Source organism: Psychrobacter sp. 5A.1 (assembly GCF_030407455.1).
Classification (GTDB): domain Bacteria; phylum Pseudomonadota; class Gammaproteobacteria; order Pseudomonadales; family Moraxellaceae; genus Psychrobacter.
This window is the reverse complement of record NZ_JASDDJ010000020.1, coordinates 1-11644: the sequence shown is the minus strand read 5'-3', so window position 1 is coordinate 11644 and position 11644 is coordinate 1. Positions and strand designations below refer to the sequence as shown.

Annotated in this window: 8 protein-coding genes; 6 read left to right on the top strand and 2 right to left on the bottom strand. The window is 42.8% G+C overall.

Going from position 1 to position 11644, the window contains the following annotated elements:
- Positions 1–152: 152 nt before the first annotated feature.
- The 3 genes from QL982_RS06235 (at position 153) to QL982_RS06225 (ending at position 4368) form a co-directional block, all read left to right on the top strand.
- Positions 153–1337, top strand: coding sequence for a cation diffusion facilitator family transporter (locus tag QL982_RS06235; RefSeq protein WP_290162613.1), 1185 nt, complete (start codon positions 153–155; stop codon positions 1335–1337).
- Between the two features lie 291 nt (positions 1338–1628).
- Positions 1629–2333, top strand: a complete 705-nt coding sequence (locus QL982_RS06230; RefSeq protein WP_290162615.1) for a hypothetical protein — start codon at positions 1629–1631, stop codon at positions 2331–2333.
- A 148-nt stretch (positions 2334–2481) separates the two neighbouring features.
- Positions 2482–4368 (top strand): monovalent cation:proton antiporter-2 (CPA2) family protein, encoded by a 1887-nt coding sequence (locus tag QL982_RS06225; RefSeq protein ID WP_290162617.1) that lies wholly within the window; start codon positions 2482–2484, stop codon positions 4366–4368.
- Between the two features lie 45 nt (positions 4369–4413).
- Here QL982_RS06225 and QL982_RS06220 read toward each other — a convergent pair whose 3' ends face one another.
- Positions 4414–5343 carry a DUF2628 domain-containing protein gene (locus tag QL982_RS06220; RefSeq protein ID WP_290162619.1) on the bottom strand — a complete coding sequence of 310 codons (930 nt, stop codon included), beginning with the start codon at positions 5341–5343 and terminating at the stop codon, positions 4414–4416.
- A gap of 201 nt (positions 5344–5544) precedes the next feature.
- On the opposite strand from QL982_RS06220, the gene trmB reads away from it, so the two are divergent.
- From trmB to QL982_RS06205, 3 genes are all read left to right on the top strand, one after another.
- A complete protein-coding gene (gene trmB, locus QL982_RS06215; protein ID WP_290162621.1) occupies positions 5545–6384 on the top strand; it encodes a tRNA (guanosine(46)-N7)-methyltransferase TrmB in 840 nt (279 codons plus the stop codon).
- Between the two features lie 1046 nt (positions 6385–7430).
- A complete protein-coding gene (gene recA / locus QL982_RS06210) occupies positions 7431–8489 on the top strand; it encodes a recombinase RecA (protein ID WP_290164812.1) in 1059 nt (352 codons plus the stop codon).
- Between the two features lie 40 nt (positions 8490–8529).
- Complete coding sequence (locus QL982_RS06205) at positions 8530–9681, top strand: regulatory protein RecX (RefSeq protein WP_290164811.1); 1152 nt, start codon at positions 8530–8532, stop codon at positions 9679–9681.
- Positions 9682–9828: 147 nt separating this feature from the next.
- Here QL982_RS06205 and QL982_RS06200 read toward each other — a convergent pair whose 3' ends face one another.
- On the bottom strand, positions 9829–11286 hold the full coding sequence (locus QL982_RS06200) for an anion permease (RefSeq protein WP_290164810.1): 1458 nt from the start codon (positions 11284–11286) through the stop codon (positions 9829–9831).
- Between the last annotated feature and the right edge of the window lie 358 nt (positions 11287–11644).

The window sequence follows — 11644 nt, the reverse complement described above, 5'->3', positions numbered from 1 at the left end:
TGCATTATGTTTACTTCGTCGTTACAGCTTCTCAGGCTTGGCTATGTTAAATTTATCATCAGCAAATAGTAGGCGATAAGAGGTCTACGGCCGCTCTACCCGCAGTGAACATCGGTTACTTAACGCAAATATCAGCGAATTTGAGTATTGTTATGAATCAAAACGAGCCAAACTCTGAAGAGCACAAACACAAGCAGAATCACAATAATGGTGCTGATTTGCCTAAACATCTGCGCGAAGATGATGAAAACAACTACACTCATGACAATCAAGGCCGTCACGATCATGACGAGCACCTAGAACAAACAACCGCAGCGCGAGATACCAAAGGCTATCAGCGTACCTTGCTGTTTAGCTTTGTGATTATTACAGGCTACATGTTCGTTGAGGCCATTGGCGGCTGGCTCACTGGCAGTTTGGCACTATTATCAGATGCGGGTCACATGCTCAGTGATGCAATCGCCCTTGGTGCCACCTTAATGGCCTTCAAAATTGGTGAAAAAGCAGCCACTCATCAAAAAACCTTTGGCTATAAACGCTTTGAAATTTTAGTCGCTACGGTCAATGGTGCGACACTTGTCATAATCGCCTTGATGATTTTTTATGAAGCGATTAAACGCTTTAACTCACCGCCAGAAATTGCCACCCAAGGCATGCTTATCGTTGCGACTATCGGTATGCTGGTGAATATTTTGGTGGCATGGCTGATGCACCGAGGCAGTCAAGGTGACGAGTCACATGGTCATAGTCATGGAACAGACAATCCCAAAATAACAGAGGAAAAATCTGATAATAAAGCACCCGTTAACCTCAATATGCAAAGTGCTTATTTACATGTATTGAGTGATTTGATGGGGTCAGTTGCTGCAATTATTGCAGCGCTACTCATGATGGGTTTTGGTTGGGTATGGGCAGACGCAGTGGCATCAGTAATCGTTGCCGTTCTGATTCTCTTTAGTGGTTATCGTGTTGTACGTGATTCCGTACATATCTTGATGGAAGGGACGCCCGAAAATATATCGCTAACGACTGTCGAGGAAAAACTGGTCGCCCACCCACAGGTACAAAAGGTCCATGACCTACATGTGTGGAGTATCACCAGTGGTCTCAATGCACTCTCTTGTCACGTCGTGGTTGATGGTGAGATGAGCATTCATGAATCAAGCATATTGATTACCAATTTAGAAAAAAGCTTACTGACGCTTGGCATCCATCACGCGACTATTCAGGTCGAAAGCTCGTCTCATCCGCAGAATATCTCACATAGCGATGCATTGGTCTGTGACATCTCCGAACAAGCCGCTGATAGCAACAGTCACATTGGTCACACCCATTAATGATAAACGATATGCTGAACTTCGCCCATGTAGATGACTATCGAGTGGATTGAAACCACGCCCTAGCTGTCATACAAAATCAAAACTCAAGGTTCGATAACGTTGAAACAGTCATGATTTTTTATAGCATGACTTTTGATAGATTTTTGCTTTATTCGATTTAAAAAATTCAAGTCCAAGAACGCTTATGTGGTTATAATGACTACTATAACGTTCTGTTTAACACCTCAGCTCATTTTGATAACCATATTTTTTGGTATTTTTCACTCTATCTATTGATGATATAACACTATGTCTAGACGCTCAGCACCCTTTGTCGCCCCAGACTATATCGATGATCCTGCATCAAAAGATGGCAAAAAACACGCCAAAGTTTTGTTATCGACATTGCAAGAAGACATTGCAAACTTTCGTAATGAACAGTTTCCGCCTGATATTTTGCGACAAATTCGCGATATGCCTATCTACGAAGGTAACTTAGCCGAAGTCCAAACGTATCAGCAGTGTTGGCAAAATCTGCTTGAGCGCGCCAAGGATTTTTATCCAGCGGCCAACATGCCACCTGATTATCTGCCACTGCCAGCCAGCCTTGAGATACCGCAATTTATCTATCATGTTCAGCGTCTACATTTAACTAAGACACGCGCTAAAGAATCCAAAAGCTTTGGGTCAGTAGGTGCTCTCACCGATAAGTGTGGTCAATATACGGATGATGAAACTGAGCGCATGACAGCGGTGTTAGACAATGATGACGAAGCACGACTGGTGGCGCATCGTGAATTTATTGATTTGCGTGCTTATGTTTTTTGCCGCGATAGTAAGGGCGAGATGCTAGAACCTGAGCGGGTACGCTTTTATCGTACTGGTCTCATTGTACATGCCCTGCCTGATTTCAAGATTGTTGATAGTCGACAGACACCGCGTAAACGCCGCAATGATGCTTATAACAATCCGCTTGCAGACAATGGTGTGTGGAAAGTTTATCGTAAAAAATAACGTCTGTTAATGCGATATTATTTAGGACTTGTTCTCAATCTGAACCCTAAACGGTAAATGGGCTAAAAACGGCCAACTCTTTGCCACACTGATGTTAATTACTTCGACTTTATATTGTTTATTTTATTCCAATCTCTAAGGAGCCCAGATGTTCGCTGCCGCCGCCGGCTCACCAAACCTAATGTTGCAAGCCACTATCTTTTTGGGAGCAGCATTGCTCTTTGTTCCTCTTGGTAAACGTTTTGGTATTGCAACGGTCTTAGGCTATCTCATCACAGGGCTCATATTGGGCCCCAGTGGCTTAGATGTGGCAGGCGACGCTGAAAGTCTATTGCACTTTTCAGAGTTTGGCGTGGTCATGCTGCTGTTTATTATCGGGCTAGAGCTGCAGCCTTCACGGCTTTGGGCACTGCGACGCTCTATATTTGTATTGGGCGGTTTGCAAGTCGGTCTGACTGGTACGCTACTCATGTGGCTTTTACATCAGTTTTTCTCCTTACAGCTAGATACCGCCTTTATCGTTGGTTTTGGTTTAGCCCTGTCTTCTACCGCATTTGTGCTACAGATATTGACTGAAAAACAGCAGCTTTCAAGCACGCATGGGCGAGAAGCCTTTACCATTTTATTATTTCAAGACATTGCAGTTATTCCATTGTTGGCGGTCATTCCGTTTTTATCAGGGGTGCGTGAACAAAGCTACGATTTGATTTATTTTGGCAAAGTATTTGCGGTTTTTGCAGGCCTTATTTTTGCCAGCCGTTATGTGGTTCGACCCTTCTTTAAATTTGTGGCCTCCAGCGGTGCGTCAGAACTACTAACAGCGGTCGCGCTATTTATCGTGATGGGTGTGTCTATTTTGATGGGACAAATCGGTCTATCAATGGCGTTGGGCGCATTTTTGACAGGCGTATTGCTCGCCGATTCTGAATATCGCCACGAGTTAGAAGCCAGTATCGAACCTTTTAAAGGATTGCTCTTAGGTCTGTTCTTTATGTCGGTCGGTATGCTTACCGACGTCAAACTCATTTTGGCAGAACCCATCTTTATTATTGGCTGTGCGCTCGCCTTGATGTTTATCAAGTTTGCAGTGATTGCAGGTATTGCAAAAGTGTCGGGCAATCGCTGGCCGACCAGCATCAGATTGGGCGTGACATTGGCTCAAGGAGGTGAATTTGCCTTTGTCCTATTCAGTGTCGCCACTGCCCAAAATGTCTTACGTCCCGAGCTTGCCAATACCCTTAACCTTGTCGTTACCATCTCAATGGCGCTAACGCCTCTGGCATTTTTGTTATTAGAAAAAATAGGCGAACCGTTATTCGCCAAGAGCAAACCGAGCCGCGAATACGACACCATTCCAGATCATGAGCATCAGGTCATTATTGCGGGCTTCGGCCGCGTCGGTCAGATTATTGGCCGTGTACTGCGCATGCATAATATCGAATTTACCGCCATTGAACGCTCTGCAAACCGAGTAGATTTCGTTCGCAAATTCGGTAACCAAGTTTATTACGGTGATCCAAAAAACCCTGAAATTCTGCGGGCTGCCGGTATTCAAAAGGCACGGGTTTTTATTCTCGCCATCGATGACTTAGAACGCTCCATCACGACCGCTCAATATTTGCGTAAAAACTATCCCGAGTTAATTGTATTGGCAAGAGCCCGCGATCGTCAGCACTATTACCGCTTGCGTGAGGTTGGCGTGCGGCACATTTGGCGTGAGACTTATCTGTCGTCTTTGGACATGTCACGCGAATCGCTACAGTTATTAGGTATCTCACCAGAAAAAGCGCGTGAGACAGTGCAAACATTCCGTGATTATGATGATGATTTGATTGAACGTCAGCAAGCCATTTATGATGATGAAGCCAGCATGATTGAGTCGGCGCAGTCAGCGATGGCAGAGCTTGAAAGCCTGTTTGATGAAGACATTGGCAAAGCACGTAAGATGGATTTGACTGATTTTTACGAGGCATTAAAGAGCCAAGCAACACCAGTTGATGAAAAGGATGATATTGCAACGGACTCTAAGCATTAGCTCTCAGTACTAGCAACATCTACAAGCACTCGTGAAATACAGCCCCTAATCAGCCATGCAGTTTTTAGGGGCTTGTTTTTTATTCAGTGAGCTGGTGCAATCCCAATTATCACTGTCTGGTATATGATAAAAGACCAGCGTCTGCTCGTTTAAGTAGCGTATTGGAAACGTCACGTTCTGAATCGTTGCCACTACCGCGCAGTCGGTTTCTGTCACTCCAGCAGCTTGAGCATCGACATGCATGCGTATCTGCTGCTGGTCGGTGCTGAGAGGCAAATCTACTGGACACTGCCCCGTCTGCTGATAAATCAATGCCACTCGGTTTTGGGCGTTCTTCGCAATATTATAAGCATCAAACAACACTTCATTTGCTTTTGGCTTAGCGATAATAGGCAAAAACTGCACCTTAATGACCAATAGCGAAAATGCAAAGAAACCAAACCCTAATGCCAATCCAAACAAACTAACGCTACCCTCTCTTTGCAGATGCGCCTTCTGTGCTGCCTCATCTCGCGGATGATCATTTATCGCATCAGCGATCTCACGCCTTGCCATTCGGTAGTAATACGCATCAGTCCAGCGTGCCACCATAAACGACCAAAATAGCCAAATAACAGCAGCAATGCCGATACGTGTTGCCATCTGATAAGCATCAGGTACGTAAGACATCGCTACAAACTCAAAGGCGACTAGCACCAGTGCCACATTTAGCTGAATAAAAGACCACCCTGCGACACTATAGACGATCGCATCCATATAGCGCTTGCGATATAGCAACCAAGGAAAAGTGATAAAAAACGCAGCCCAATGCCATTTTGGTGACAGATAACCTTGCTGATCGAATTGTTCAAAACGTTTGAGGTAATAACGCTGGGTACGATTACCGATGAACCATTCATCCAATTGCTTGCGCTTGGCAGGCGTTAATGACTCTTGATAAAAGGGTGGCGGTGAATCCGTTTCGATAAATAACATGGCAACACGCTCTGCTTACTGACTCTTAGAAAAAGCATTTAAAAGATACCATTATATGATAACGCCAAAACCCGTGTGTAACATAGAGAAACCACAGCACCGACCAGCAAACACGCTAAAATAGGATTGTCCGTTCACAGTTGTATCGATTTAACTTATAATAAGCAAACATCACCCACCTAATTAAGCCTTACGAATCCTATGAGTCAACATTCTGATATCAATGACAACGTCAATAGTACCGACACTACTGATGAGCAAACCCTTAATAGCACGAGCGAGCCTATCGATATTGATACCAGCGCCAGCCACGAGATAGAGCCTACCTCTGATAAACACATCCGCATCGTCAATACATTCATGAAGCGCCGTACGCACATGAACAAAAACGCTGAGCTTGCATTAACTGCTCCAGAGTTTTCTGAGTATTTGGTCAATAACAGCTTTGGTGATGGCGACCTTACCGGTATTGACAACCTACGCACGCTATTCGCTGATAGTCCCAACGGCCCAGAGGCGCCTCTTACGGTAGAGATTGGCTTTGGCTTGGGTGATTCATTTATTGAGATGGCAGCGGCAGAGCCTGAACGCAATTTTATTGGTGTAGAGGTGCATGAGCCTGGTATTGGTAAATGTGCTTATATGGCTGGTACGCAAGGCTTGCGCAATGTGAAAATCATCAATGGTGATGCCATACAATTGCTTAAGCAACTACCAGAAAACCATATCGACCGTATTCAGCTTTATTTTCCTGATCCATGGCAAAAGAAGCGTCACTACAAGCGTCGTTTCGTCAGTCCTGAACGTATGACCATCGTTACGCGCAGCTTAAAACAAGGCGGCTGGTTCCATACAGCAACTGACTGGGAACATTATGCGTTTTGGATGGTTGAAGTGTTGGATGGTTTTGCTGGATTGACCAATCAAGCAGGCGCAGGCAATTTCACTGACCGTCCTGACTTTCGTCCAATGACCAAGTTTGAGCGTCGTGGCCTCGACCGTGGGCATGGTGTGTGGGATTTGATCTATATCAAAGACTGATTAATACAGCTCTACTTTTAAGTGTTTTGACAAAGCGGCTATCTGATGTAGCCGCTTTTTTGTACCGCTTTATCTATCACTCTATCCGCTAGACATTCTATCCATAAGTATGTTTAGTCGCATGTCAGCCATATTTCTTGCGTCATACTCCTGACTTTTAATACCTATAATATGAGTAGACGTAAAAAAAGATAAAGTAATGGTATGTGAAACATAGTGTTTACAGTACCGTTTATAGACAAAACAACATGCGTATCGTGATTAAAAAAGAAATGGCGTATGAGATTTTGATATTAATTATCTACGTAAACATATGTAATACAAGGCCTTAGAGAGTTCTCCCCATAACCTGTGGATAACCCTGTGCATAAGTCACTACTTGACAAGTATATGGCTAAGTAACTTAAAGGATAAGGTAAAATCGTTCATTTTTTGTACAATTTATAAATCCTTTAAAATCAATATCTTAAATTAAATCTGCACACATAAAAAATTATTTTAAATATCTTTTAAAATAATTCAATTATTCATAATGTTTCACAATCAATAAAAACACCCCCTTTATTTATTGTGGACAATTCACAAATCTATTGACAAATAGAGCCATTATCGGGTTCAAAATTACGACTACCCACGTCATCTTGTTTGCAAATTTTCCGTCTAATACCACACGACATATAGTGTCGCTTAGCATCGCTCAACGCTCATTATAGTGCGTTGCTTTTGCTATAATTACCCTATCAAATCAGCAGCGTTAAGAAATTGCGTCAAGTAATTAGCAGGCAAAGTCTGACTTAAAAACAACGATAACGGTGGCTAACTGCGAACTTATTTTTACTTCTCTCGCTATTTAATTTTACTGTATAGTAGAACGACACAGTCGATACTACTACCGATAACAGTCATGTGACAACCTATTTTTCGATAAAACAGCCAAACACGCCCTACTAACTTCATAACAATCAGTATGCGCTTACCCAAAATTTCAACAGTACCAATATTTTATCTATAGCATCAATTTAACTACCAAAAACAAGGAATCCAATATGGACGACAATAAAGCCAAAGCCCTCAAAGCGGCATTAGGTCAAATTGAAAAGCAATTTGGTAAAAACACCATCATGCATTTAGGCGATGACGCAGCCATCATGGATGTCGATGTGGTCTCAACAGGCTCATTAGGCCTAGATATTGCCCTTGGGATTGGTGGCCTACCAAAAGGCCGTATCGTTGAGATTTACGGCCCAGAGAGCTCAGGTAAAACGACCATGACCCTGCAAGCCATCGCAGAGTGCCAAAAGCAAGGTGGTACCTGTGCCTTTATCGATGCTGAGCACGCGCTTGACCCTGTCTATGCTCGCAAACTGGGTGTAAACACTGATGAGCTACTACTCTCTCAGCCTGATAATGGTGAGCAAGCGCTTGAAATTACCGATATGTTGGTTCGTTCAGGGGCCATCGACATGATCGTTATTGACTCAGTTGCAGCCTTGACGCCGCGTGCTGAGATTGAAGGCGAGATGGGCGACTCACACATGGGCCTGCAAGCACGTCTGATGAGCCAAGCACTACGTAAGATTACAGGTAATGCCAAACGCTCTAACTGTATGGTGGTCTTTATTAACCAAATCCGTATGAAAATCGGTGTTATGTTTGGTAGCCCTGAGACCACTACTGGTGGTAACGCGTTGAAGTTCTACGCCTCTGTACGCATGGACATTCGCCGTATTGGCGCAGTTAAAAATGGTGATGAAATCATCGGTAACCAGACCCGTGTGAAAGTCATCAAAAATAAAATGGCACCTCCATTCCGCCAAGCCGAATTTGAAATCACTTACGGCGAAGGTACCAATCACTTAGCCGAAGTCATTGATTTGGGCGTTGAGATTGGAGCCGTTGGTAAAGCAGGCTCTTGGTACAGCTATGGCGACGAAAAAATCGGTCAAGGTAAAGCCAATTCTGTACTATTCTTAAAAGAGAATCCTGCGATTGCTCAAGAAATCGAAGATAAGATTCGCGACGAAAAACTTGGGTCAAAAAAGAGTGCCAAAGATAAAAAGACTGACGAAGCCAAAGAAAAACCAGGCGCTGAACCTGTACAATAACGGAACGATCAATAACTGTTATCAATTATCATGATTTATTATGAAAATTAAAACCTTAGCTGAAATACTCGCTGAATCGGACACCGATTCAGCGAGTTCTCCTAACACCAAACCAAAAAAGCCTGCTAAGCACTCATACAAAGATGAGCCGCACAAACCTCGTAAAAATGGCAAGCGACCTACCTATTCAAATAAAAATAACGCTATAGTTAATGACTTATCAACTAATGACTCGTTAATTAGTGGCTCGTTAATTGGTGATTCTACTACTGATATAGACTCGGGCGACCCACTCTTATCTTCCTCTATCAATCAAAAAACATCCAAATCTAAAAAGCGTCAGAAACGTGAAAAACGCTTTCATCCAGCGGCTAATTTTAGCCCTGAGCCTAGTGATGTGCCTACTTATCTGCCACCTGAAGCGCAAAGTATTAAAGAGATGCTAGCAGAGGTCAAACACAGCATTCATGGAGATGAGACAGATAATAGCTTAGCAACAGATACTGGTCGTAGCACTGATCCGTCTTTGAGAAAATCAAAAAATGAAGCTGAGCTTTCGACTATTGATGATAACGACATAGACAATCAAAACGATAATATACCAGCTGCCCTCAAAGCTTATTTGCGTACACCTGAACAAAAACAAGCAGAGATCGATGCGATTAAAGCCGAAAGCCGCTTACGTTGGTTGGCATTTTATTATTTATCGCGCCGTGAATATGGCAAATCTGAGCTGAAACAAAAACTCATCGATAAGGAACAAAATCCAGAGAAAGTTGATGCGCTCCTTGATGAATTTGAGGAGAAAGGCTATCAAAGCGATTACCGCACTACTCTGATGCTAATACGTGAAAATATTCGTAAAGGCCGTGGGCGCGGTCGTATTAAGCAAGAATTTTATCGTAAGAAAATTGCTATGCCTGGTAATATCGATGAGCTAATCGATATGGCAAATGCAGAGTCAGAGGAATTTAGCGAATTTGTAGATGACAATGATGACAACTTAGTCGATGGCGTAGATTGGCTGAAACTGGCCGTCACAGCACGTACCAAAAAATACGGCGATGACATACCTGTTGAGCAAAAAGACAAAGCCAAGCAGCTACGGTTTCTACAATATAGAGGATTCAATACTGATATATGTTTTGCCGCGCTCAACTATACGCTAGACACGTTAGATGAGCGTTTTTAGCCAACACTCACCTATATATTGACTAGGGCGTGTCTTCATTTTAAAAGTAGTACAAGGCAACCGAGTGTAGATGTATATTAAATACTTCAAGCGAAGTTAACGCAGTAATACTTTTATAGTGGAATAACTATAGATTTAGATGACTGATTAATAATAACCAAGTACTTTCCACCAAATTAAACCAGCACCTATCCAAATGACTAAGTTAACCACGCTCATAATCGCACCAATGCTCCACCACTCTTTCAACGTCACATAGCCAGAGTTAAAAATCACAGGAGCTGTGCCAGTCGCATAATGGGTCAACGTCATCATGATATTACCCGCGGCAGCTAAGATTAAAGCATATAACATTGGCGGCGCGCCTAGTGTCAGGCCAACTGCGTAGAATGCTGCAAATAGTGCGGTAATGTGGGCTGTAGTACTAGCGAAAAAATAGTGTATATATAGATAGACTAAGGTCAGAATTGTCACTGCACCTATCCAACCTACCCCAGTCGTCCCAATGAGAGACTCAATATTACCTGCGAACCAGCTAATCAAACCAAGCTTGTTCAGATAAGCGGCCATCATAATCAGTGCACCGAACCAAATAATGGTATCCCATGCAGACTTCTCTTTTAGAATGTCATCCCACGTCAATACGCCAGTCAATATCAATGTCGTCAAGCCAATAAAGGCGGTTGTGGTGGCATCAACGCTATACTGCTCACCCAAAATTAACGCAGGAATATTCGCCCACAATACCAACATAAGACCAAATACACCGAGCATTATTTTTTCGTGGGTGCTGATTTTACCCATTTCTGTCAGATTATCTTTTGCGAAGTTTTTGGCATCAGGTGTTGCTTTGACATCAGGAGGATAAATTAGGTAAATAACTAATGGCATGACGATCAGACAAAGCATACCAGGGATAAACATCGCCACTGCCCATGTCGTCCACGACAGCTGAATATCGCCACCCGTCGCTTTATTCACCAACTCTACGACTAAAGGATTGGGCGCAGTAGCAGTAATAAACATACCAGAAGTAATAGGATTGGCGTGATAATTCACCATCGCTAAATAGCGACCAATTTTATTTTGAGTCCCTTCTTCTGGTGTCGAATGAAAGCTTTGCGCAATGGATTTCATAATGGGATGAATAATACCACCACCACGCGCCGTATTAGACGGTGTAATGGGTGCGACCATTAGCTCAGCAGCGGCCAAGGAATAAGCCACGCCAATGGTTTTTTTACCAAAGATAGAAATGAAATAATAAGCGATACGGCGACCTAAGCCTGTCTTTATCAACCCACGCGATATCATGACCGCAATACCAATTAGCCAAATCAGAGGGCTTGAATAGCTTGATAACGCATCGCTAATGGCTTGCTTTGGACTATCGCTTGTGACGCCTGTCAGTGCCACTAAAGTCACGGCAATAATGGCAATGGCACCAATCGGTAATACCTTGCCTATAATGGCAACAATGGTCGCGATGAATAGTGCCAACATATGCCACGCTTCTGGTGTGACACCCGTCGGCACTGGGATAACAAACCAAATTATCAAACCGACTAAAATAGCGATAGCCGCTTGAACAGGCTTAAATGGCATAAATAATAATCCTTATAAAATTATTGAACGAACAAATGGATATATCTTTCATTCAATACTCTTAGTGTGACAGGTATTACCGTCATCACTTAAGTTGTCGTCTTAGCTATTTTATAAGACTTATAGAACCCTTACGTTATTGTTTACTGTTTTTAACATATCTATTTAGATTAAAAGACAAGTTAATGACAACTGTTCTGTCAAATAGGGTACATATATACGTGATAAAAAAATAGCCCATCTAGTGACGGGCTATTTTTTATTATGTTTTCATCGATATGTCTAGGGCGTGTCCTCATTTTAAAAATGGTGATAAAAATGAGATAAATTGCCGTCAAACGAGGAAAATAGTGCAGAT

What these genes read in the sequence shown, in the direction of transcription:
- trmB (WP_290162621.1), top strand. Translation starts at nt 5,545, where the DNA reads ATGAGTCAACATTCTGATATCAATGACAACGTCAATAGTACCGACACT.
- QL982_RS06230 (WP_290162615.1), top strand. Translation starts at nt 1,629, where the DNA reads ATGTCTAGACGCTCAGCACCCTTTGTCGCCCCAGACTATATCGATGAT.
- QL982_RS06200 (WP_290164810.1), bottom strand. Translation starts at nt 11,286, where the DNA reads ATGCCATTTAAGCCTGTTCAAGCGGCTATCGCTATTTTAGTCGGTTTG.
- QL982_RS06235 (WP_290162613.1), top strand. Translation starts at nt 153, where the DNA reads ATGAATCAAAACGAGCCAAACTCTGAAGAGCACAAACACAAGCAGAAT.
- recA (WP_290164812.1), top strand. Translation starts at nt 7,431, where the DNA reads ATGGACGACAATAAAGCCAAAGCCCTCAAAGCGGCATTAGGTCAAATT.
- QL982_RS06205 (WP_290164811.1), top strand. Translation starts at nt 8,530, where the DNA reads ATGAAAATTAAAACCTTAGCTGAAATACTCGCTGAATCGGACACCGAT.
- QL982_RS06220 (WP_290162619.1), bottom strand. Translation starts at nt 5,343, where the DNA reads ATGTTATTTATCGAAACGGATTCACCGCCACCCTTTTATCAAGAGTCA.
- QL982_RS06225 (WP_290162617.1), top strand. Translation starts at nt 2,482, where the DNA reads ATGTTCGCTGCCGCCGCCGGCTCACCAAACCTAATGTTGCAAGCCACT.